The 23,517-nt window shown below is 71.9% G+C and carries 16 protein-coding genes and 1 pseudogene; 6 read left to right on the forward strand and 11 right to left on the reverse strand.

The features are described from left to right. Positions 1–211: 211 nt before the first annotated feature. Together ACI2K4_RS11585 and ACI2K4_RS11590 are read right to left on the reverse strand one after the other, a co-directional pair. Positions 212–2,752 carry a bifunctional FO biosynthesis protein CofGH gene (locus ACI2K4_RS11585; protein ID WP_404510436.1) on the reverse strand — a complete coding sequence of 847 codons (2,541 nt, stop codon included), beginning with the start codon at positions 2,750–2,752 and terminating at the stop codon, positions 212–214. Between the two features lie 197 nt (positions 2,753–2,949). Beyond that, the gene (locus ACI2K4_RS11590) at positions 2,950–4,068 is read right to left on the reverse strand and encodes a hypothetical protein (RefSeq protein ID WP_404510437.1); all 1,119 of its coding nucleotides are present in this window, start codon (positions 4,066–4,068) and stop codon (positions 2,950–2,952) included. Positions 4,069–4,165: 97 nt separating this feature from the next. On the opposite strand from ACI2K4_RS11590, the gene cofD reads away from it, so the two are divergent. Both cofD and ACI2K4_RS11600 read left to right on the forward strand, forming a co-directional pair. Then, positions 4,166–5,143, forward strand: coding sequence for a 2-phospho-L-lactate transferase (cofD, locus tag ACI2K4_RS11595; RefSeq protein ID WP_404510438.1), 978 nt, complete (start codon positions 4,166–4,168; stop codon positions 5,141–5,143). A gap of 100 nt (positions 5,144–5,243) precedes the next feature. Next, the gene (locus ACI2K4_RS11600) at positions 5,244–6,362 is read left to right on the forward strand and encodes a coenzyme F420-0:L-glutamate ligase (RefSeq protein ID WP_404510439.1); all 1,119 of its coding nucleotides are present in this window, start codon (positions 5,244–5,246) and stop codon (positions 6,360–6,362) included. Between the two features lie 185 nt (positions 6,363–6,547). Here ACI2K4_RS11600 and ACI2K4_RS11605 read toward each other — a convergent pair whose 3' ends face one another. From ACI2K4_RS11605 to ACI2K4_RS11620, 4 genes and pseudogenes are all read right to left on the reverse strand, one after another. Continuing rightward, positions 6,548–7,555, reverse strand: coding sequence for an ArsR/SmtB family transcription factor (locus tag ACI2K4_RS11605; RefSeq protein ID WP_404510440.1), 1,008 nt, complete (start codon positions 7,553–7,555; stop codon positions 6,548–6,550). A 255-nt stretch (positions 7,556–7,810) separates the two neighbouring features. Further along, a pseudogene (locus ACI2K4_RS11610) lies at positions 7,811–8,881 on the reverse strand (hypothetical protein); the annotation flags it as partial. Positions 8,882–8,920: 39 nt separating this feature from the next. Next, the gene (locus ACI2K4_RS11615) at positions 8,921–10,018 is read right to left on the reverse strand and encodes a mannose-1-phosphate guanylyltransferase (RefSeq protein WP_404510441.1); all 1,098 of its coding nucleotides are present in this window, start codon (positions 10,016–10,018) and stop codon (positions 8,921–8,923) included. Between the two features lie 66 nt (positions 10,019–10,084). Further along, positions 10,085–11,233 (reverse strand): glycosyltransferase family 4 protein, encoded by a 1,149-nt coding sequence (locus ACI2K4_RS11620; RefSeq protein ID WP_404510442.1) that lies wholly within the window; start codon positions 11,231–11,233, stop codon positions 10,085–10,087. Between the two features lie 168 nt (positions 11,234–11,401). Here ACI2K4_RS11620 and ACI2K4_RS11625 point away from each other — a divergent pair, with 168 nt between their 5' ends. Next, complete coding sequence (locus ACI2K4_RS11625) at positions 11,402–12,160, forward strand: TIGR03089 family protein (RefSeq protein ID WP_404510443.1); 759 nt, start codon at positions 11,402–11,404, stop codon at positions 12,158–12,160. A gap of 123 nt (positions 12,161–12,283) precedes the next feature. Here ACI2K4_RS11625 and ACI2K4_RS11630 read toward each other — a convergent pair whose 3' ends face one another. Both ACI2K4_RS11630 and ACI2K4_RS11635 read right to left on the reverse strand, forming a co-directional pair. Further along, positions 12,284–12,628: a hypothetical protein gene (locus ACI2K4_RS11630; RefSeq protein ID WP_404510444.1), complete on the reverse strand. Its 345-nt coding sequence runs from the start codon at positions 12,626–12,628 to the stop codon at positions 12,284–12,286. Positions 12,629–12,713: 85 nt separating this feature from the next. Continuing rightward, positions 12,714–14,711: an acetoacetate--CoA ligase gene (locus ACI2K4_RS11635; protein WP_404510445.1), complete on the reverse strand. Its 1,998-nt coding sequence runs from the start codon at positions 14,709–14,711 to the stop codon at positions 12,714–12,716. 374 nt (positions 14,712–15,085) lie between these two features. On the opposite strand from ACI2K4_RS11635, the gene ACI2K4_RS11640 reads away from it, so the two are divergent. Next, positions 15,086–16,399, forward strand: coding sequence for a ThuA domain-containing protein (locus tag ACI2K4_RS11640; protein ID WP_404510446.1), 1,314 nt, complete (start codon positions 15,086–15,088; stop codon positions 16,397–16,399). Positions 16,400–16,468: 69 nt separating this feature from the next. Here the strand turns inward: ACI2K4_RS11640 and ACI2K4_RS11645 are convergent, their stop codons facing one another. Then, positions 16,469–17,239, reverse strand: a complete 771-nt coding sequence (locus ACI2K4_RS11645) for an rRNA methyltransferase (protein WP_404510447.1) — start codon at positions 17,237–17,239, stop codon at positions 16,469–16,471. A 226-nt stretch (positions 17,240–17,465) separates the two neighbouring features. Here ACI2K4_RS11645 and ACI2K4_RS11650 point away from each other — a divergent pair, with 226 nt between their 5' ends. Next, a complete protein-coding gene (locus ACI2K4_RS11650; protein WP_404510448.1) occupies positions 17,466–19,262 on the forward strand; it encodes a hypothetical protein in 1,797 nt (598 codons plus the stop codon). A gap of 139 nt (positions 19,263–19,401) precedes the next feature. Beyond that, complete coding sequence (locus ACI2K4_RS11655; protein WP_404510449.1) at positions 19,402–20,583, forward strand: low temperature requirement protein A; 1,182 nt, start codon at positions 19,402–19,404, stop codon at positions 20,581–20,583. Positions 20,584–20,628: 45 nt separating this feature from the next. Here the strand turns inward: ACI2K4_RS11655 and ACI2K4_RS11660 are convergent, their stop codons facing one another. Together ACI2K4_RS11660 and ACI2K4_RS11665 are read right to left on the reverse strand one after the other, a co-directional pair. Continuing rightward, complete coding sequence (locus tag ACI2K4_RS11660) at positions 20,629–21,150, reverse strand: acyl-CoA thioesterase (protein WP_404510450.1); 522 nt, start codon at positions 21,148–21,150, stop codon at positions 20,629–20,631. Between the two features lie 139 nt (positions 21,151–21,289). Further along, positions 21,290–23,494: a discoidin domain-containing protein gene (locus ACI2K4_RS11665; protein ID WP_404510451.1), complete on the reverse strand. Its 2,205-nt coding sequence runs from the start codon at positions 23,492–23,494 to the stop codon at positions 21,290–21,292. Positions 23,495–23,517 lie beyond the last annotated feature (23 nt).

The raw sequence follows: 23,517 nt of genomic DNA on the forward strand, positions 1-23,517 counted from the left end.
GAGTAACGCCCCATCGGCGAGTTGCTATCGAAATCCGGCGTGGCGCGAGCCGACACGCCAAGCAGGCTCGCGGCGTGTCCCGACAACTGTCGGATATCCAACCCTGGATCCGATCGTCCCGCAGGTTGGTCCGGCGCCTCCGTCGCGCCGGCCGGGCACAGCCATCCGGCCGGGCACCGCGAGCCGGCCCGGGTGCGTCCTCCGGTGAGGATCAGCCGGCGTGACCGTAGGCGGTGGTGCGGCGCCGCGCCGGGCGGCCGGCAGCCGCCGCGATCGCCTCCAACTGCGCGACCGTACGGGCGGAGCCGTTGTCCGAGCCGGCCATCCGGGAGATGGTCTCCTCCATCAGGGTGCCGCCGAGGTCGTTGCAGCCGCCCCTGAGCATCTCCACCGTGCCCTCGTCACCGAGCTTCACCCAGGAGCACTGGATGTTGTCGATCCGGCCGTGCAGCAGCAGCCGGGCCATCGCGTGCACCACCCGGTTCTCCCGCCAGGTCGGGCCGGGACGGGCGATGCCGGCCAGGTAGATCGGCGCGTTGGTGTGCACGAACGGCAGCGCCACGAACTCGGTGAAGCCGCCGGTGCGGTCCTGCACCCCGGCCAGCACCCGGAAGTGGCCGAGCCACTGCCGGGGGTGGTCGACGTGTCCGTACATCATGGTCGAGCTGGACCGGATCCCCAGCTCGTGGGCGGTGCTCACCACCTCGACCCAGGTCGCCGCCGGCAGTTTGCCCTTGGTGAGCACCCAGCGCACGTCGTCGTCGAGGATCTCGGCGGCGGTGCCCGGGATGGTGTCCAGGCCGGCGTCGCGCAACTCGGTGAGCCAGTCCCGCACCGGCACGCCCGCCTTCGCCGCCGCGGTGACGATCTCCATCGGGGAGTACGCGTGCACGTGCATGCCGGGCACCCGCGCCTTCACCGCCCGGACGATGTCCGCGTACGCGGTGACCGGCATCTTCGGGTCGATGCCGCCCTGCATGCAGACCTCGGTGGCACCCGCCTTCCACGCCTGCTCGGCCCGGTCGGCGACCTGCTCCACGGAGAGCCGGAACGCGTCGGCGTCCCGCTCCCGCTGGGCGAAGGCACAGAACCGGCACCCGACATAGCAGACATTGCTGAAGTTGATGTTGCGATTCACCACGTACGTGATGTCGTCACCCACGGCCGAACGACGTACGTCGTCGGCGATCCGGGCCAGTTCGTCCAGGGCCGCCCCGTCGGCGGCGAAGAGCGCCATCGCCGCGTCCTCGTGCCGTGGCTCCAGCAGCGCCGCCGGATCCTCGGCCGCCAGCTTCAAGCCGGCCAGCAGGTCGGCCGACGGGCGTTCGGCCGCCGCGCCACCGGACCGGGCAACCGCCTGTGCGTCCAGGCTGACCTGGGCCGCGAGCTGCGTCCAGTCACCGTAGACACTGTCGAAGTCGCCGCGCCGGTCGTCGGTCCGCCCGGTGGTGTCGATGGTGGCGTGCAGGTCGGTACGACCACCCGGCACAAAAGCGTCCTCCGGCTCCTGCCACGCTCGGCCCACCGGCCGGGCCGACTCGACCGCGAGCCCGGTCGCCGGGTCGGCGAGCGCGCTCACGTGCGGGTCCAGCCGGGGGTCCAGCCACGGGTCGCCGCGCCGGACGTACTCCGGGTAGATGGTCAGCCGTTCGCGCAGGGTGAAGCCGGCCGCCGAGGTCTGCTCGGCCAGCTCGTCGAGCTGCGGCCAGGGACGCTCCGGGTTGACGTGGTCCGGCGTCACCGGCGAGACCCCGCCCCAGTCGTCGATGCCGGCCCGCAGCAGCAACTCGAACTCGCCCGCGATCAGGTTCGGCGGCGCCTGGATCCGGGCCCCCGGACCGAGCAGGATCCGGGCCACCGCCACGGTGGCGGCCAGGTCGTGCAGTTCGGCATCGGCCATGCCGCGCATCGCCGTGTCCGGCTTGGCGCGGAAGTTCTGCACGATGACTTCCTGGATGTGACCGTATTCCCGGTCGCTGCGCCGGATCGCGAAGAGCGCGTCGACCCGCTCGGCCGGAGTCTCACCGATGCCGATCAGGATGCCGGTGGTGAACGGCACCCCGACCCGACCGGCGTCGTCGAGCACGCGGAGCCGTACCGCCGGCTCCTTGTCGGGTGAACCGAAGTGCGGGCCACCCGGTTCGGACCAGAGCCGGGTGGCGGTCGTCTCCAGCATCATGCCCATGCTCGGCGCCACCGGCTTGAGTCGCTGCAACTCGGCCCAGGAGAGCACACCGGGATTCAGGTGCGGCAGCAGTCCGGTCTCCTCCAGCACCGCTACCGCACAGGCCCGTACATAGTCCAGTGTGGAGTCGAAGCCGCGCTCGTCCAGCCACTGGCGGGCTGCCGGCCAACGTTCCTCCGGGCGGTCGCCGAGGGTGAACAGCGCCTCCTTGCAGCCCTGGGCGGCACCCTCGCGGGCGATCGCCAGCACCTCGTCCCGGTCCAGGTAGGCGGCCGGCAGCCGGTGCGGCACGGTGGCGAAGGTGCAGTAGTGGCAACGGTCCCGGCAGAGCCGGGTCAGCGGGATGAAGACCTTCTTGGAGAAGGTGACCACGCCGGGGCGGCCGGCGTCACGCAGCCCGGCGTCCCGAATCGCGCCCGCGACCGCGAGCAACTCGTCCAGCAGGTCCCCGCGCGCGGTGACCAGCGCCGCCGCCTCGTCGGTGTCCAGCGCCCGACCGTCGGCCGCGCGTCGCAGCGCCCGGCGCACACTCGCCTCGGTCGGACCGGAGTCGTTACGATCAGCCACCCGTGCAGCCTAGGCCGTGCCGGCGACAAGATCGCAGGATGCCGGTCACATCGAAGACAAGGACTTCGAGCGCCTGACCGAGCCGCGCCGCCGGCCGCCGGCCGCCCGCCGTACGGTGCCTGGCGTACGGCGCCTGGCGGACGGCGCTGTACGACGCCGGAGCGGGACGTCCGACGACGCCCCGCTCCAGCCACCGCTCAACGCTGGTACGGCTCCGTCGGCTCGTCGCCGATCCGGGTCGCGGGCGGCTGGGCCCCCGCCGTCGGCTGCTGACTCGCCGGGTTGATCAACTGGGTCCGCTCCTCGGCGTCGCCGCTCTCCGCCGTCCGCTGCTGGATCACCTCGGTCGACTCACCACCAGCGCCGCTGGCCGACGCGAAAGCCGACGGCCCGGAAGCCGACGGCGTGGAAGTCGGGGCGGCGAAGGGCGAAGCGGGAGCCGGAGGAGGGCTGAACGGTGCCGGGCTGAACGGTCCGCCGGAGGCCGGAGGAGCGAACGGTGGCGCCGAGGCCGGAGTCGGGCTGGCCGCACCCGGAGTGGCCGGCGGGGCCGACACCCCGGGCCCGGAGGTGGGCGCCGCCGGAGGCGCCGAAACCGGTGGCGCGGAGGCCGGAGCCGGTACGCCGTATCCCCCGCCTGGCTGCCCGTACCCCGGCGCAGGGAAGCCCGCCGGGTACGACTGCTGCGGGTAGCCCGGCTGCGCCGCCCCGGCCGGTGGGTAACCCTGCGGGTAGCCCTGCTGCGGGTAGCCCTGTGCCGGATATCCCTGCGGGTAGCCCTGCTGGGGGTAACCGGGCTGACCGTAGTAACCCGGCTGCGGCTTCGGCTTGGGCACGTAGTAGAGCGTCCGCCAGACCCTGAACACGGTGTACGCGGCGACAGCGAAGATCGCCAGGTACGCGAGTCGGGCCAGCAGCCCGGTGAACGCCTGCCGGAACTCCGCCTCGGCCAGGGTGCCGACCAGGTAGGCGAGCACGGTGATGATCCCGAAGAACGCGGAGATCGCGTACTCCACCACGGCGATCTGGGTGATCAGCTTGGCCCGCCGGACGACCGGCTGGACGTGGGTGGCGAGCAGCACGGCGAGCACCGGCAGCAGGATCGCGGTGAGCCCGACGAAGTCGAGGAAGCTGTCGCCGGCCCGACGGGTGAACTCGTCGCCCTCACCACGCGGCACCAGCAGGTTGATCACCGCGACGAAGAGCAGCAGCGCGTTGGCGCTGACCAGCGCCAGGGCCGCCGGCTCCCGCAGCGGCTGGGTTATCTGTCGGGCCTGCGCCGGGTCGACCGGCGCGGGCCCAGGCTGACTGGTCAAAGCTCCCCCTGGGGCGGTTTGCGGACGGGTGCCGCGGTCGAGCCTAGTCGCCAACCCACACGACGGCGCGGCACGCGGGGTGAGCGAGGATGGACGGATGCACATCGTGGTACTGACCGGCGGCATCGGCGGGGCCCGCTTCCTGACCGGCGTACGCGCCCACGCGCGGGAAACCGGCGACGAGGTGACCGCCGTGGTCAACGTCGGCGACGACGTGATCATGCACGGGCTGCGGATCTGCCCCGACCTGGACAGCGTGATGTACACCCTGGGTGGTGGCGCGGATCCCGAACGTGGCTGGGGTCGGGTCGGCGAGACCTGGACGGTCAAGAACGAACTCGCCGCGTACGGCGCCGAGCCGAGCTGGTTCGGCCTGGGTGACAAGGACATCGCCACCCACCTGGTCCGGACCACCATGCTCAACGCCGGCTACCCGCTCTCCTCGGTGACCGAGGCGCTCTGTGCCCGCTGGCAGCCCGGCGTACGGCTGCTGCCGGCGACCGACGACCGCCTGGAGACGCACGTGGTGGTCGACCTGCCGACGCCCGAGACCGGCGCGGACGGCGACGGTGGCGGGCAGCGGGCGATCCACTTCCAGGAGTGGTGGGTGCGTTACCGGGGTGAGCTGCCGACCCACCGGTTCGTCTTTGTCGGCGCCGAGGCGGCGAAGCCCGCGGCCGGCGTGCTCGACGCGCTCGCCGGGGCGGACGTGGTGCTGGTGGCGCCGAGCAACCCGGTGGTGAGCATCGCCCCGATCCTCGCCGTACCGGGACTGCGCGAGGCCCTGACCACCGGCCGGGCACCGGTGATCGGGGTGTCGCCGATCATCGGTGACGCGCCCGTGCGCGGCATGGCCGACCGGTGCCTCTCCGTGCTCGACGTGCCCTGCACCCCGGCCGGCGTGGGCGGGCTGTACGGCGCGCGCGCCACCGGTGGCATCCTCGACGGCTGGCTGGTGGACACCACGGACGCGGCTACCACGGTGCCCGACCTGACGGTACGGGCCGCCCCCCTCTGGATGACCGACGAGGCCGCGACCGTGGCGATGGTCCGCGCCGCCCTGGCAATGGCATGAGCACCACCGGCGCTGGCGTGTCGACCACCAGCACCACCAGCGCTACCAGCACCGCCAGCGCTACCAGCGAAGACGGCATGAGAACGGCACGGGAGATGGCGTGAAACTGGAGATCATGCCGGTGCTCGGCATCGGCGACGTGTCCGAGGGAGACGACCTGGCGGCACTGATCGCGACCGCCGCACCGTGGCTGCGAGACGGTGACGTACTGGTCGTGACCAGCAAGATCGTGTCGAAGGCGGAGGGTCGCCTGGTCGACGTACCGGCGGACGACGGGCCGGAGCGGGACGCCGCCCGGACGGAGATCCTGGCCGCCGAGACCGCCCGGCCGGTGGCCGCTCGCGGCCAGACCCGGATCGTGCAGACCCATCACGGCTTCGTGATGGCCTCGGCCGGCATCGACGCCTCCAACGTGGACCGCTCCCGACTGGTGCTGCTACCCAAGGACCCGGACGCCTCCGCGCGCGGGCTGCGGGCCGCGCTACGGGAACGGCACGGCGCGGACGTGGCCGTGATCGTCTCGGACACGATGGGCCGGCCGTGGCGCAACGGCCTCACCGACGTGGCGCTCGGTGTCGCCGGCATGGACGCCATCCGGGACCACCGGGGCGAGATCGACCCGTACGGCAACCAGTTGAGCATCACCCAGATGGCCGTGGTCGACGAGTTGGCCGGCGCGGGCGAGCTGGTGAAGGGCAAGTGCGACCAGGTGCCGGTCGCGGTGGTCCGGGGCTACCTGAGCGCGGCCGACCCGGCGGACGGCCACGGCGCCACCGTGCTGGTCCGTGACGCCGAACTGGACCTGTTCTCGCTCGGCACCGCCGAGGCTCGGGCCAGCGGCCTACGCGCGGCGGCGACCCTCACCGACCGGGCGACCGGCGACGCCGGCGACGCACCGGCGAGCGTGGACCCGACGGCGTTGCACCGGGCGATCACCGCCGTGTCCGGCGTGATCGCCCCCGGCACGGTCTTCTTCCCGGTCGAGGACCAAGAGGTACGCCACCGCCTGGCCGCCACCGTACCGGACTGGCCGGCCGGCGCGACCGCGATGATCCTCTGCGCTCCCCCGGAGCAGCCCTCCCCGACCCCTCCCCGAGCACTCATCCGCTTCGGCGCCGACCTGCACCGCCTGCGCGCCGCCCTCGCCGCCGAGGGCCTACCCGCCACGCTCACCTCCGCACCCCCCGACACCCCCGCCCAAGCCGCCCTAGCCCTCTAACCCCCCACACCCACACCCAGAGCAGCAAACAAAAGGCCCTCCACCCACTGAAGCTCCCCCTCGCGGAGCACATCAGTGGCAAGCCCCAGCGGACGACAGGGTTGGGGCCCACCGTGCCCGGCGCAGAGATCAAGCCTGACCGCTCGAAGCCGGGCACGGTGGGCCCCAACCCCAACCCCAAGAACTCACTGATGCAACATCGCCCGCCCCAACGGCGTCAACGTATGCCGCACCGTGTTCCGATCCCGCTGCGACACCAACAGTCCCGCGTTGCGCAGCACCGTCGCGTGCTGGCTCGCGGCAGCCGCCGAGATGTGCAACCGGCGGGCCACCTCCCCGGTGGAGCAGCCGTCGTCCACCACCTCCAGCACGTTCGCCCTGGTCCGGCCGAGCAGCGCGGCGAGCGCGTCCCGACCGCCGCCACCGGCCGGCGCCAGGCCGGCTCCCTCCCCGGGCGTGGGTGCCAGCCCGCCGAGCCGGTCAACCGGGTAGACCAGCACCGGTGGCAGATCGGGGTCGAGCAACGCGACCGGCGTACGCGAACAGAAGAACGACGGGATCAGGGTCAGTCCCCGGCCGCCGAGGTGCAGCTCCCTGGTGTCCGGGTAGTCGAGCACCTCCAGCACCCCGGCGGACCAGCGTACGGCCGGACGGAGGCTGGCCAGCAGCCCTTCGGCCCCGCCGTCGAGCAGCGCCCTGGCCCGCCGGATCCGGTCCGCCTCGACCGCCGCCTCGATCCGGTCCCAGTACGGCTCCACCGCCACCGACCGGTACTGCCGGATCGAGTCGGTCAGGCGTGCCAGCACCTCGGGCTCGCCCCGGGCCACCGCGGCGGCGGCGCTGGGCAGGGCGTTCTCGGTGGCGAGCACGGTCAGGTCCCGGCGCAGCAGCCGGGCCGGGGTGGACCGGATCGCGTCCAGCCCCGCCTCGAAGCCCTGCGCACTCTGCTGCGGGGTGAGGAAGTCGGGGAAGTAACCGCGCGACGGGTTGAGCGCGAAGAGCAGCCGCTGCTGGGCGGAGGCGTTCTCGCGGCGCAGGCCGCGGTAGACGTCCCGCCGCCAGCCCGACATCACCGGGTCGTGGGTGCGCCCCTGCAACAGGTGCAGGCTGAGGATCAGCTCCCAGATCGGGTCTGCCACGGCGGCGACGCGGGTCCGGGTTATGTCCTCACTGGAGAAGAAGATCCGCAGCATCCAGTGCTCCCGGTGGTGGCGGCGAGGTGGCTTTCCGACACCTGTCGCACTGTACCCGGCGGCATCCACCTGCGTCTTTCAGCCTGAACTGAAACATCTCGACGCTTGCGCCGCTCGGCCGGCATGCTCGCTATGCCCAGCGAGGCGAGTCCTACCGGGGGCAAGGGGAGGAACGGACGTCCGGGCGGTTCACCACGAGGTTTCGCGGCCACTGTTCCGCGAAGGTGCCGCCCGGGCGTCCCACACCACCGACGGCCCCGACCAGAGCCCGATCCGCTGGTCCTCGTCGGTCACGTAGAGGTGGCCGCCCTCCACTTCGGCCAGGCCCTCCACATTGCGCAGCGGCGCGAGGTCGGCGACGAGCTTCGCCGGGGCCTCCCAACGACCGGGCCGGTCGGTCGCAGGTGCCGCGCCGACCGGCCCCTCGGGCAGCCGGAAACGTACGTGCCGCGAGGTCACCTCGCCGCCGGCCGGGTGGTCGTCGAGCAGTACCGAGCCCTTGCCGATCGCGTCGATGGAACCGATCACCGCCGAGTACGCGCCGTCGGCGTCCGCCGACAGGGATCGGAACCCGGTCAGCGCGCCGGGCGGGGTCACCCCGGTGAGCGCGTACGCCCAGACGGCGTGCGGCCAGGAGCCCGACTCGAACATCTCCGCCATGCCCGCCACCTCGACCAGGATCGGTTCGCCCTGGTCGGTCACCGGAAAGCGAAGCCCGAGCAGCAGCGAACCCGCCGGGGTGAAGGCCGCACCCTCCACGTTGAGTGGCAGGTCGTCCGGGGCCAGTCGGCTCACCCAGGTCTTGGCCCGAGCCGTCCCCCGGGCGACCGTTTCGGCGATGAAGCGGTGCCGGACCCGGTCGCCCGGGGCGAGCGTGCGGATCTCGGCACCGGCCAGCACGTCGTTGACCGCCCGGTGCAGCCGGAACTGGTTGCGCACCACCCGCATCCGGAGCAGCCCGACGGCGGCGTCGGCTTCCCTGAACCGGGCCACGAAGGCCCGCCGGGGGCGCAGCGGGCCGGCCTTCGAACCGAAGTGGGATCCGAACACGTAGACCCACTCGCCGAACCGGGCCAGTGCCTCGCCGTCCTCGGTACGGCCCTGCTCCGGCCCGGCGTCGGCGGCGACCGGGTACGCCGCCCAGCCGCCGCCCACGTCCTCGACCAGCAACGCCATCGCCCGGTCGACCGGTGCCTCGTCGAGCACCGTCCAGAACGCCCGCCGGGCGCGGTACGCGGCGAGCACCGCCGGCGAGCGTACGGCGAGCAGGTCACTGGCCTCGTTGCCGCCGAGGACGAGGTCGACGAGGGGCACGGCTCCGGTCATGTGGATCAGGGTACGAAGCCGTGGCCAGGCCCGGCCGGCTCAGGCGTAGCCGTCCTCGCCCCGCTGCTTCAGCTCGTCGACCAGCTTCTTCACGTCCTGGGCCCGGTCCCGGGGGCAGATCATCAACGCGTCCGGGGTGTCCACCACGATCAGGTCCCGTACGCCGAGCGCGGCGACCAGCCGGTTCGAGTACGGCACCACGACCAGGTCGGAGCTGTCCCGGAGCAGCACGCCGGACTTCTCCAAACCGTCGCCGCCGAGGACCACGTTGCCGGCGGAATCGGCCGGCAACACCTCGCCCAAAGTGTGGAAGTCTCCGATGTCGTTCCAGCCGAAGTCACCGGAGACGGTGGCCACCCGACCCGCCGCGGCCGCGCCCTCCATCACCGCGTAGTCGACGGAGATCTTGGTCAGCGTGGGCCAGATGGCCGCGAGCACGTCCTCCCGCTCGTCGGTGTACCAGGCCGCCGCGATCGCGGTCACCCCGGCGTGCAACTCGGGCTCCTGCCGGGCCAGCTCGGCGAGGAACACCCGCACCCGCCAGACGAACATGCTCGCGTTCCAGAGGTAACGGCCGGACCGGACGTACGCGTCCGCGACGTCGGCCGCCGGTTTCTCCTTGAACTCCTCCACCCGACGCAGCGGGCCGCCGTCGATCAGCGGGCCGCACTGGAGGTAGCCGTAGCCGGTCTCCGCGCGGGTGGGGGTGATACCGACCGTCATCAGCAGGTCCTGCTCCGCGCCGACGATCGCCTGCCGCACCGTCTCCACCCAGCGGGCCGGGTCGCCGATCAGGTGGTCCGCCGCGAACGACCCCATCACCGCGTCCGGCTCCCGCAGCGCGATCACCGCCGCCGCCAGGGCGATCGCCGCGCAGGAGTCCCGGGGCGAGGGCTCCACCAGGATGTTCTCCTCCGGCAGGCCGGCGAGCTGACGGGCGACCGCTGTGACGTGCGCGACCCCGGTCACCACCAGGGTCCGGTCGGGGGTGGTCAGCGGCGCCACCCGCGCGACCGTCGCCTGGAGCAGGGACGCGTCGGTGCCGGTGAGCGGGTGGAGGAACTTGGGGTGTCCGGCTCGGGACAGCGGCCAGAGGCGGGTGCCGCTACCACCAGCCGGAATTACGGCGAAAAACATCAGCACATCATGCCGGACGGGAGGGCCGTGACATGCCTGGTTGACCCCAGGGCGGTCCGGAGCCGCTCAGGCACTGATCCGACTCCAGGCCGCGAGATGCACCTCGGCGCTCGATTCCCAGGTGAACTCCTTGGCCCGGTCGAGACCGGCCTTGGCCAGTGCCAACCGGCGTGCCTCGTCGTCGAGCAGCGCGCCGAGATCGACGGCGATCTGGTGCGGGTCCTCGCTGGTGTACGCGACCGCGTCGCCCCCCACCTCGGGCAGCGACAACCTGGGCGTGGTGAGCACCGGGGCGGCGCAGGCCATCGCCTCCAGGATCGGCAGGCCGAAGCCCTCGCCGTAGGACGGATAGGCCGCGACCAGCGCACCGCCGAGGAACCCGGGCAGGTCGGCGTAACGCAGGTAACCGGGACGGAGCAGGCGAAGGTGCGCCGGCACGTCCGCGACGGCCTGGTCGATGTCGTCGTCGTGTCCCTGACCACCGGCGATCACCAGGGCCGGCGGGTCGGGCCGGTGCTGTACGGCGGCCACCCAGCCCCGGATCAGGTTCGGTACGTTCTTGCGTGGCTCCTTGGCGCCGAGGAACGCCACGTAGCTGTGCCCGCCGAGCCCGAGCCGGGCCCGGACCCGGGCCTTCTCCTCCTCGCTGGGCGCGTGGAAGGCCCCCTGGTCGACCCCGTGGTAGGCCACGTCGATCCGGGTCGGGTCGGCGTCGAGCAACCGGATCAACTCGTCCCGGGTGGCCTTGCTCGGCACGATCACCCGGTCGGCCCGGCGCAGCGAGGTCTTGATCGCGCTCCGGAAGAACGTACGCCGGGACTTGTCGTAGTGCTCCGGTTCGGTGAAGAAGGTCGCGTCGTGCACCGTGACCGTCACCGGACATCCGGCCCGCAGCGGGCAGGTGTAGAACGGCGAGTGCAGCACCTGCGCGCCGACCTGCTGGGCGAGCAGCGGCAACCCGGTCTGTTCCCAGGCCAGCCGGGCCGGGCGGTGAGCCACCGCAGCCGGCGCGGAGATCACTTCGGCGGCCGGCAGCATCCGGGTGTAGCGCTCGGCGTCGGTACGCAATCCGACCACGGCGAGATCGACGCCGCCGGATGCGCAGAGCTTGCCCAGAGCGCCGAGCAGTCCGTCGACGTATCGACCGACGCCACCCCGGTCAGCGGGAACGCTGGTGGCGTCGATGAGTACGCGGGGCGGTCGACCGGGGGTCACTTGGCGACTCCTCAAACTGCGGGGTTGTGGGGAACAACACTCTTGCCAAGCCTACGCCGCCCCGCTGACCCGCCGTCGACTGCGACCCGACAGCCCGCTGTCTTTCCGGCGACTCTTCCCGCCGGCGGCCGGACCCGGTGCCGTTCCGGAACGCTATCCTCAGTGGCGATGACGGACAAAACCACGGCCGACACCATCGCGCGGGTGTTCGCCGCAGCGGTCGCGGCCGACCCGACCCGACCGCTGCTGACCTGGTACGACGACGCGACCGGCGACCGTACGGAGCTCTCCGGGGCGACGCTGGCCAACTGGGTGGCGAAGACCGGCAACCTGCTGGTCGACTCGGCCGGACTGGCGCCCGGTGACCGCGCCGCCGTGCTGCTCCCGCCGCACTGGCAGTCCGCCGCCGTGCTGCTCGGCTGCTGGTCGGCCGGGCTGGCGGTGCACGGGTCCGGGGTCGCCCTACCCGCCGCCGGTCCCGGTGACCTGGCCGAGCCCGCCGACCCGCCGCGTCCGGTCGACGTGCTCTTCGTCGCCGCGGGCCGCCTCGACGCGGCTTCGGCCTGGCCGTCCGGCGACCGGTACGCGCTGGCCCTGGCCCCGCTGGCGGCGCCGCTGCGGGCGGTGCCGCCGGGCTTCGCCGACTACGTGGTGGAGGTGCGCGGTCACGGCGACCACTACACCCCGACCCCGACCGGCGGGCCACAGGACGCCGGGCTGATCGCGCTCGCGGCGCAGCGTGCCTCGGCGCTCGGGATCACCCCCGGCGCCCGGGTGCTGATCGACGCGGATGGTCGCCCCGACCCGGTGGAGTGGCTGCTCGCACCGCTGCTCGCCGGGGCCAGCGTGGTGCTCTGCGGCGCGCTGGACCGGTCCCGGGTGGCGGGCCGGGTGGCCGACGAACGGGTCACCCTCGACCTTTCCTGACCCCGCCCGACGGACCGGCACCCCGCCTTTGACGGACCAACACCCACCCGACAGACCAACACCCACCCGACGGACCGGCACCCCGCCTTTGACGGACCGCCACCCGCCCGGCGGACCGGTCGGTCACAGCTCGGCGGGCACCACCTCGCGCAGCTCGCCGTCCGGGCCGCACCGGTAGAACCCGGCGATGTCGTCGAGCCAGGGTCGGGCCCGCGCCTGCGACGGCGTGAGCACGGTCGTCTGGACCCGGAGCACCACGGACCGCCCCCGGCGCGGGTGCCGCCCGGTGCCGAGCAGGCCGTCGACGAGCGCGGCACGGCGACCGGACGGGAGCGCTCCGTCGACCACCCAGTCGGTGGGCAGGTGGCACCAGGCGGTCCGGACCACCCGCGCGAGCGGGTTCAGTGCCTCGGCGTCGGTGGCCGGATCGACGGTGTCGGTGATGGTCAACTGCAGGTAGGCGCCCACGGGAAATGAAACGCTTTCGACCCGTACTCACGTTGTCGGTCGTACGGGCCGAGTGCGCCGCCACCCGTCGTGGGCGACCGACCGGTCAGCCGTTGGCCCGTGCCCGGGCGAGGAGTTCGAACGCGAGCAGTGACTCCGGGTTCGCCAGTGCCCCGGTCGCGGCGGCCGACGCCACCGGCGTACCGGTGAGGATCTTCTTGACCGGCACCTCGAGCTTCTTCGCCGAAAGCGTGCGGGGCACCGCCCGGACCTGGTGGATCTCGTCCGGTACGTGCCGGGGTGACAGGGCCGTCCGCAGCTCCCGGGCGATCTTCGCCCGCAACGCCTCGTCGAGTTCGAGCCCGTCGGCGAGTACGACAAAGAGCAGCAGCTCGCCGGCACCGCCCTCGTCGTCCTCCAGGTGCACCACGACCGAGTCGGTGACCTCGTCCAGCCCCTCGACCACGGAGTAGAACTCGGCCGTGCCGAGCCGCACCCCGCCCCGGTTCAGGGTGGCGTCGGAGCGACCGGTGATCACGCAGCCGCCGCGCTCGTTGATCGTGATCCAGTCGCCGTGCCGCCAGACGCCCGGGTAGTGGTCGAAGTACGCCTCCCGGTAGCGCCGCCCGTCCGGGTCGTTCCAGAACCCCACCGGCATGCTCGGCATCGGGGCGGTGATCACCAGTTCGCCGAGCTGGTCCAGGACCGGCCGACCGTCGGCCGAGCGGGCCTCCACCCTGGCCCCCAGCGCCCGGCAGGCGATCTCACCGGGGTAGACCGGCAGCAGCGGCACGCCGCCGACAAACCCGGTGCAGACGTCGGTGCCACCGGAGAGGGACTGGAGCTGGAGATCCGCGCTGACCTCGTCGTACACCCAGGTGAAGCCCTCGGCGGGCAGCGGCGCGCCGGTCGAGCCGAGGCCACGCAGCCGGCTCAGGTCGGCGATCTCCTTCGGCCGTACGCCGGCCTTCCGGTTGGCCAGCAGGAACGGCGCCGAGGTGCCGAAGTACGTGGTGCCGGTCGACTCGGCGAGCCGCCAGAGCGCGCCGAGGTCGGGTTCGGCCGGACGGCCCGGCTCCACCCGTACGGCCGGGTTTCCGTCGTAGAGCACGATCGCCGCGCCGACCGCCGGCCCGGAGACGAGGAAGTTCCACATCATCCAGCCGGTGGTGGTGAACCAGAAGAACCGGTCGGCCGGACCGAGGTCGTGGTGCAGGGCGAGCATCTTGAGGTGTTCGAGCAGGATGCCGCCGTGCCCGTGCACGATCGGCTTCGGCAGCCCGGTGGTGCCGGAGGAGTAGAGCACGTAGAGCGGGTGGTCGAACGGCACCGGATCGAAGGCCAGTGGCTCGTCCGTCTCGGCCGCCAACTCCGCCCAGCCCAGCGCCGCCCCGGTCGGTTCGGCGCCGGGGTGCAGGTAGTCGAGGAGCACGGTGTGCGCCACCGACGGCAGCGCGGCCCGGATCGCGTCCACCTCGGCGCGCCGGTCGACCGGCTTGTCGCCGTAGCGGTACCCGTCGACCGCGACCAGGATCTTCGGCTCGATCTGCTGCCAGCGGTCGGTGACGCTACGGGTGCCGAACTCGGGCGCGCAGGAGGAGAAGATCGCGCCGAGGCTGGTGGTGGCGAGCATCAGCACGAAGGTCTCGGGGATGTTAGGCGCGTACGCGGCCACCCGGTCGCCCCGGGTCACGCCGAGCCGGCGCAGTCCCGCGCGGACCCGGCGTACCTCGTCGCGCAGTCGCGCGGCGGTGAGGGTGACCGGCGGACGGGTCTGGCTGTGCGCGATCACCATCGGGGCGTCGTCGGCGACTCCCGGCATCCGCAGCACGTGTTCGGCGTAGTTGAGGGTGGCGCCGGGGAACCACTCGACGCCGGGCATCCGGTCGCCGCGCAGCGTCGCGCTGGCCGGGGTGTGCGCGACGACCTCGAAGTAGTCCCAGATCGAGCGCCAGAAGCCGTCGAGGTCGGTGACCGACCATTCCCAGAGCGCCGGGTAGTCGGCGAAGTCGAGCCCGCGCCGTTCCCGCAGCCAACGCAGGTAGTCGCCGATCCGCGTGGTCTCGCGGACATCGGCCGGCGGCGCCCAGAGCACGTCAACCATGGTCCTCCCCTCCCCGGGCCTGCCACAACACCGTGGTGTGACCCAGCCGCCATCCTGCCGTACGTCAGGGCCCCATTCTGCGCACCGCCCACCCCACCCGAGACGTGCCCACCCCACACCCTTCCGCCCCACCCATGTGCCCCACCCCCACCCCTGCCGCCATCTCCAGCTCGCGATCCAGGGCAGATCCGCGCTTCTTGATCTCCACACCACGTGGTTCTGCCCTAGATCGCGGCCGTGGGGGGTGGGGGTGGGGCAGGGGGGGTGGGGGTGGGCGTTGACAGGGGATCTGGGGCGGCCATAGCGTGGCGTCGATCGTTCGGCAACGCCCTGGTCACCCCCTGACCAGCCGGACGAAACGAAAGGACCACATCATGAATACCGGTACCCGTACGCCGCCGACGACCAGAAGAATGGTCCGGCTCCTGGCGCTTTTCCTGGCGCTGCTCTGCGTGTCGTCGGCCCCCGCGATCGGTGGCGCAAAAGCGTCCGCCGCGGCGCCCGCCTTCAAGGTGATCGCCTTCTACAACGGCAACTGGGACGCCGCGCACATCAGTTTTGTGCAGGAAGCCAATCAGTGGTTCCCGCAAATCGCCGCGCAGAACAACTTCACCTACACGGCGACGAACAACTGGAGTCAGCTCAACACCGCCAACCTGGCCCAGTACCAGGTGGTCATCTTCCTCGACGACCTGCCGCCGGCCGCGCAGCGCCCGGCATTCCAGCAGTACATGCAGAACGGCGGGGCCTGGCTCGGTTTCCACGTCTCCGCGTTCAACACCAATCCGGGCGGCTGGGACTGGTACCACAACCAGTTCCTCGGCACCGGCGCGTTCCGGAACAACACCTGGGGACCGACCACCGCCACCCTCCGGGTGGAGGACCAGACGCACCCCTCGACCGTACGGCTGCCGTCGACCTTCACCTCGTCGGTCAGCGAGTGGTACAGCTGGAACAACGACCTGCGCAACAATCCGAACATCGACATTCTGGCCTCGGTCGACCAGAGCAGCTTCCCGCTCGGCACCGACCCGAACCAGACCTGGCGCAGCGGTTACTACCCGATCATCTGGACCAACAAGAACTACAAGATGCTGTACGCGAACTTCGGCCACAACGCGATGAACTACGAGACCAACACGCCGTTGTCGTCCACCTTCGCCAGTGAGGTCCAGAACCGTTTCCTCGTCGACGGCCTGCTCTGGCTCGGCGGCGGTGGCGGCACCACCCCGCCCCCCACCGGCGGACCGATCTCCCCCACCGCCTGGTACACGGTGGCGAACGCGGGCAACGGGAAGTGCGTCGACAGCCGCTCCGCCGGCACCGCCAACGGCACCGTGATCCAGCAGTACGCCTGCAACAGCAGCTTGGCGCAGCAGTTCCAGTTCCAGCCGACCAGTGGCGGTTTTGTACGGGTGAACAACCGCAACAACAGCGCCCGGTCGCTCGACGTCACCAACGTCTCCACCGCTGACAACGCGCCGATCCAGCTCTGGACCTACAGCGGCGGCAACAACCAGCAGTGGCAGGCGGTCGCCGAAGCCGGCGGCACCTACCGGCTGGTCAACCGGCTCAGCGGCAAGTGCCTGGACGTTCCGGGCGCCTCGACCGCCGACAGCGTCCAGCTCGTGCAGTACGCCTGCAACGGCTCCGCCGCCCAGTCGTTCCGTCTGGTGCAGCAACCCTGACCGACCGACCCGTACGGCCACGGCGGCCGTGACCCACCCAGGTGGGTCACGGCCGCCCGCTGGGGTGCACTACCGTCCGGCCGCGCCGGCCAGCGGGGATTGAAGATCCCTGAGACGGACCAGCACGGTCGCCCGCGTTCCGATCTTGAGCCGTGCCGTCGCACGGACGCCCTCCGGCAGCCCGACGCGGCGTCCTCGCGTCGTCAACGCGACCATCGTGTCGGCGGGGAGCGCCGAGACGAGCGTCTCCAGCAGGCCGGGAATGCCCTCCTCCGGACGCGAACCCAGCCACGAGGTCTGTTCGCCGTACGGCAGGTCGGTCAACACGAGCCCCGGCGGTGGTGACGCGGTCAGCAGAGCGGCCACCTGCTGTCGGTCGAGGACGTCGGCCCGTCCGACCAAGCAGGGCAGGTCTCCGCCACCCTGGGCAAGCAGCTCTTGCAGGCGTTGTGCGGCCTCTGCGGATTCCCCGTGGGAGGGGCGGCCGAATCGGCGGGCCAGCTCTTCCAGCTCGGCTCTCCGCTCCCGCATGCCCTCGGCGGACAGGAGAGCGAGGTTCGCCCGGGCGAGCCGGAGCGGGCCGTCGGCGATGTCCGAGGCGACGAGTCCCGCGATCTTGTCCCGATGCAGCAGGCCCAGCACGGTGAGCAGATACCCGCTGCCACAGCAGGGATCCCACACGGTCAGCGGCCGGGGTTGTCCCAGGGCGTGCCACGCGCGGAGGAACACCTCCGACGCGAGGCGGACGGGGAAGCCCGGATGCCCCGGTGCCGAACGGAGCACCGCCCCGCTGGCCAGGTCGGAATAGTCGTGTCGCTCCGTCACGAACCGATAGGTCATCGCACCTCCGAGTAGCCACCACTGCCCCCGCCACGTAGCTGCGGCGTCAACCTCCGTCGCCCGCGCCGCGCGGCCACATCCTCGTGCTCATCATGGCCGAGCCGCCGAGCAGCGCGTAATCGCACGAGGTCAAACAGCCGGCGCTCAAGACATGACATGCCCGACGTCATCTCGTTAGCCCTTCTGGATCGGTTTTCACCCGTACTCGGAAGCGTGGGGCAGGCGAATGGTCGCGACGGCGTCGGGTCCAGCTCTGTCGGCCGACGGCACCGACACGCGTGCCGGCTCCCGCGCCATTCGGGAAGAGAAACGACGAGTCGCCGCGCCACGGGTTGTTCTCGCCGCCGCGCTGACGGTGGTTGTCCTCGCGCCGGTCGTGCTCGCGGTGGTCTCCGGCAGTCTCGCCATCCCGCACAACGACGCCTGGTCCTACAGCCGGATCGGGCAGCGGTTCGGCGAGACCGGGGAGATCCGACTGCTCGGCTGGAACCGTTCGGCACTGGTCGGCCAGATCGTCGTACTCGGCCCGCTCGCCGCGTCGGTCACCGCGCAGCAGATCTTCGTCGCGCTGCTGGCTGGCGTGGCGGTGCTCGCCTGCTACGACCTGCTCGCGCCGGCCGTCGGCCGGTTCCGCGCCGCGCTCGCCGCGCTGGTCCTCGCGATCTGGCCGGAACTCGGCCTGCTCGCCACCTCGTTCATGAGCGACGTACCGGCGCTGGCCGCCGTCCTCGGTTGCCTGGCCCTGGGCCGCCGGGCGCTCGCCCGTGGTTCGCTGCCACTGCTGGCCGGCTCGCTCGCGGTCGGGCTCTGGGGGGCGACGATCCGGGAGCAGGCCCTCGCCGCGCCGGTCGCGGTGCTGCTCGCCGCGCTCGGCTCCGCCGACCCGCCCGGGTGGCGCGGTCGGCCGATCGGGGCGACCGCCGCCGTACCGCCGGGTCGGCCGATCGGGGCGACCGCCGCCGTACCGCCGGTCGGTGGCGAGGTCGGGTCGCCGGTCCGAGCGGCGATCCGGTTCCTGGCACGGCGGCGGGCGGTGCTCGCGGCGGGTACGGCCTTCGGCGTCGCGTTCCTGGCGTTCGAGTGGTGGCGGCGTACGCTCACCGGCGACGACCCGCCCGCGCCGCTGCCCGACGACCCGGTCCTGCCGGACCTGCTGGACGTCACGGTACGGGGATACTTCCTGCTCGCCATCGCCGTCTCGCCGGTGGTGCTCGCGGTCGCCCGCCCCTGGCGTTGGCGCGCTCCGGCCCGGCTGACCGCCGCGGGCGTCGGCGCGGTGGCGGTGCTGGCCTGGCACGACTACCGGCTGCACGGCTTCCTGATGAGCGACTACCTGCTGCCGAGGGGGCCGTATCCGGCCGCGTTCCGGGGCGACCGTTCGATGTTCGGCGAGCCGGTGTTCCAGGTGCTCGCGCTGCTCGCCGCGGTGTCGGGCGTGCTGCTGGCCGGGCTGCTGGTGCAGCGGTGGCGGCGGCTCGACCCGATGGCGCGCTGGTTCCTGCTGGTCACCGTGGGCGGCCTCCTGGCGACCAGGGCCGCCGGGCAGACGGTCTTCGGGCGTTACCTCGTCGTGCTGGTCCCGGTCCTGCTCCTGGTCGCCCTCGCCGGGCCCCGGCGTCCCCGCCCCGGGTGGGCCGGGGTGGTGACCGGGCTCGGCGCGGCCGGGTTCCTGGCCGCGCTCTCGCTCGTGGTCACCGCGTACGGGTCGGCGCTGGACGCGGCACGGTGGCGCGCGGGCGAGGAGTTGGTGGCGTCCGGGGTGCCGGCGACCGACATCGACGCCGGCTTCGAGTGGTCGGGCTACCACGCGCCGAACGGCGTCGACTACGTCCCGAAGGGCACCTCCCTGGTCAACTGGTACGGCGCCAAGTTCGCCGACAACCGGCCCTGCTACGTCCTCGCCTCCTCGGCGCAGTCCGAGCCCGGCTGGCACCTGGTCCGTACGGTCGACTACCGCTCGTACGTCCTCGCCGGCACCGCCCGGCTCTGGGTGTACGACACCAACCGCTGCCCGCCACCCTGACCGCGTCACCTCACTTTCCGGGTACGGTCACCAGCAGCGCCTGGAATGTTTAAGTTGGGCAGGTGTGACCGATTCCTCCGCCGTCCTGAACCGTAGGGTTCCCCCCGGGCCACCGTGCCCGGGACGGGACGGTTGATCGATGCCGAACGAGCGTCGGCCCGGACTGATCCGCAGCTCGGACTCGCCGGAGCGGGCGACCCTGCTGGAGTTGCTCTTCGACGTGGCGTACGTCGCCGCGCTCGCCCTCTCCTCGATCCGGCTGGCCGAGAACCTCACGCCGGTCGCGGCCGCGGAGTTGTTCGTACTGCTGGCGGCGATCTGGTGGACCTGGTCGATCACCGCGCTGCTGACCGATTTCTACAACCCGGAGCGGTTACCGATCCAGGCCATGATCGCCGGCAAGATGCTCGGCAGCATCCTGCTGGCGGCCACCCTGCCGCACGCCTTCTCGGAGATCGGCGCGGTCTTCGCCGGTTCGTACGTCGCCATGCACGTCGGCCGGGGAATCGTGCTGATCTCGGTCCTGCGCGGGCACACCGCCCAGGTACGGGCGACCCGCTTCCTCTTCTGGTTCGTCGTCTCCGGAACCTTCTGGATCGGTGGCGTCTTCTTCACGGACGGACTCCGGCTGGCGCTCTGGGCGGTGGCCATCACGATCGATTTTGTCGCCGCCGCACTGCGCTATCCCACGCCCTGGCTGGGACGGGTGCCGCTGGAACAGTACGACCAGGCCAGCGCGCATCTCGGCGAGCGCTACCAGCAGTTCATCATCCTCGCGCTCGGTGACCTCCTGCTGGTACCCACCCTGCGGATGGGCGGCAGTGACTTCACCGTCGAGCGGGTCGGCGTCTTCGTGCTGGCCCTGGTGACCACCCTGCTGCTCTGGCAGATCTACGTCTTCCGGGCCGGCGCCATCCTCCAGGTCGCCGTCCGGAGGAAGCCGGGTCGGATCACCCGCTGGGCGCCCTACACACACCTGCTGCTGGTGCTCGGCGTCGTCTCCAGTGCGGCCGGGTTCGACCTGGTCATCGGCCGTCCCGCCGGCACGGTGCCGACCGGCTGGATCTGCGTGATCTTCGGCGGCCCGACCCTCTTCCTGATCGCCCGGACCGTCTTCGAGTACGAGGTCTTCCAGACCTTCTCGCGCTCCCGGCTGGCCTGGGTGCTGGTGCTGCTGGCGGTCGCGCCGGCGATGGTGGGAGCGTCACCGATCGTGGCCGTCGCCACCAGCACCGGCATCCTGTTCGGCGCCGTGGTCTCCGACACGCTCCGCGACCGCCGGGGCAAGTCCGTCAGGCCGGACTTCCACCTCGAGAGATGACCCAGCGGCAACCGTGGCGCCGCGCCGCAACCCCGCCCCGGGGCGTCAGCCGGCCGCGCGGTTGGCCTGGATCGCGTTCCGCTTCGCCAGGCGGTGCGCCCGACGGATCTCCGCCTCCCGCCACCGCCGCTCGTCCTCCAGCGTCTCCGGCAGCACCGGGCGCACCTCGCGCGGGTTGCCGGCGACGTCGACGGCGACAAAAACGAGGTACGCGGTGACCACCCGCAACGGCTCGTCCTCGGCACTGTCCCACCGCTCGGCGACCACCTTCACCCCGACCTCCATCGAGGTGCTGCCGGTCCAGTTGACCTGGGCGTGCGCGTGCACCAGGTCACCCACCCGGACCGGCTCGGAGAAGACGATCTCGTCGATCGCGGCGGTGACCGCCGTACCGCCGCTGTGCCGGGCACCGGACGCGCCGGCCACGTCGTCGACGAACTTCATCAGCACCCCGCCGTGCACGGTGCCGTACAGGTTGACGTCGACGGCGGTCATGATGCGGCTCAGCGTGACCCGCGAGTACGAGGTCGGCTTGCCCACCAGCGAAGGCGGCGTCGGCTCGGTCATGCCCCAGACGGTACGGTCCCGCCCCGAGCACCGGTACGGACACCGGCGGGTGGATGACCTGCGTCTCCGCTGGCCCTCCACCCGCCGGGTGGCCGCTCGCCACCGACCCGGCGTCAGTGGCACCTACCGGGCGTGATCGTTACTGGTAGACCCGGACGTAGTCGACGAGCATCCGGGACGGGAACGGGGTGCTCGGGTCCACCGGACCGGGGAAGTCACCGCCGACCGCCAGGTTCAGGATGATGTAGAAGGGATGGTCGAAGACCCACGGGCCACGGGTCGACTCGACGGTGGCCTTGCTGGCGTAGAAGACCGTCGTACCGTCCAGCTTGAAGGTGATGCCCCGGCTGTCCCACTCCGCGGACCAGACGTGGTAGTCCAGGGAGAGGTCGGCGTTGCCGGGGGTGGTGTACTTCTGCCCGTAGCCGCCGCCGCCGTTGTAGGCCGGCGCGTGCAGGGTGGAGTAGCCCTCCTGGGTGTTGCGGCCGAGCACCTCCATGATGTCGATCTCGCCGTTGTACGGCCACGGGCGGCCGGTGAGGAAGTCGGCGCCCATCATCCAGAACGCCGGCCAGAGCCCGTTGCCCTTCGGCACCTTGACCCGGGCCTCGATCCGCCCGTACTGGACGTGGAACTTGTTGCCGGTGTTCATCCGGTGCGAGGTGTAGTCCCGGCCACCGGCGGTCTCCCGGCGGGCCTCGATCACCAGGGAGCCGGTGCCGTCCATGTTCGCGTTGTTGTTGTTCGTGTAGTACTGGATCTCGTTGTTCTGCCCGGTGCCCGGGTCGATGGTCCACTTCGCCGGGTCCGGCTTGCTGCCGGCGGCACCGTTGAACTCGTCGCTCCAGACCAGCCGAGTGGCCGGGAAGGTCGGGTCGGCCGGCTGCGCCGGGGGCGCGACCGGGGCGCCGCCGGTGCCGTACACCTGGAACTCCCAGAGCGAGTAGCCGTAGGCGGTGCCCCGGGCGGTGCCGTACATCCGGACGTAGCGGCCGGTGCCGGAGACGTTGAGCGTCTCCTTGAAGCCCGCGCCGGTGGTGGTGGAGTAGATCGTGGTCCAGGTGGTCGCGTTCGGCGAGACCTGGATCTGGTACGCCCGCCCGAAGGCCGGGTCCCACTGGAGGACGACCTGCGAGATCGTCGCGGTGGCGCCCAGGTCGACGTAGATCCAGCCCGGGTCGACCCAACCGGTGGTGGAACTGGTCGCCCACCGGCTGGCCGGGTCGCTGTCGAACGCCTTGGCCGGCGTGCAGCCGAAGCAGTTGACGTCGTTCTGGTCGCTCGACGCGACCGCCGGCTTGCCGTACGACAACAGCCGGGTGCCGCCGGCTGGCGGGGTGGTCGGCGGCGGAGTGCTGGGCGGCGGCGGGGTGGTGGTCGGCGGCGGGGTGGTGGGTGGCGTGGTGGGCGGGGTGGTGCCCCCGGTACGCACCTGGAACTCCCAGAGCGAGTAGCCGTACGCGGTGCCCCGGGCGGTGCCGTAGACCCGGATGTAGCGGCCGGTACCGGAGACGGTCAGGGTCTGCGTCCCGCCGGTGCCGGCGGTGGTCGAGTAGACGGTGGTCCAGGTGGTCGCGTTCGGCGAGACCTGGATCTGGTACGCCGTGGCGTACGCGGTCTCCCAGCTCAGCGTCACGCCGCAGATCGACTGGCTGGTGCCGAGGTCGACCTGGAGCCACTGCGGGTCGGTGAAGAGGCTTCCCCAGCGGGTGGTCGCGCTGCCGTCGGTCGCGGCGCTGGCCGGGGTGCCGACCGCCTCGATGGAGGAGGCGGTGGTCGGCCGGTTCAGGGCCGTGTTCGTGGTGCCGCAGGCGTTCGGCGAGGTGGGGCCGAAGACCTGGAACTCCCAGAGCGAGTAGCCGTACGCGGTGCCGCGCTGGGTGGCCAGCATCCGGACGTAGCGCCCGGTGCCGGAAACGGTCAGCGACTGGGTCCCGCCGGTGCCGGTGGTGGTCGAGTAGACCGAGGTCCAGGTGGTGCCGTTGGCCGACACCTGGATCTGGAAGGCGCGGGCGTAGGCACCCTCCCAGACCAGGTCGACCCGGTTGATCGTCTGGCTCGATCCGAGGTCGACCTGAAACCACTGGGCGTCGCTGAACGCGCTGGACCAACGGGTGCCGGCGTCGCCGTCGACCGCCGCCGAGGCGGGCATGGCCGCCGACTGCACCGAGGACGCGGTTGCCGGGCGGCCCTGGGACAGCGGTGGCTCGGCCGCCCCGGCCCGGTCGGCGGAGATTGCCACGTACGCGCTGAGCAGTGCCACGAGGGCGCTCAACACGACGATCGGGCGCCACCGGCTCATCCGGCGGCGCTGGACGTCGGGCAGCAACACGGCCCCATCCATCGTTCCTCCTTGGACTGGCTAAC

This window comes from Micromonospora sp. NPDC050397 (genome assembly GCF_044901685.1).
Taxonomy (GTDB): domain Bacteria; phylum Actinomycetota; class Actinomycetes; order Mycobacteriales; family Micromonosporaceae; genus Micromonospora_G.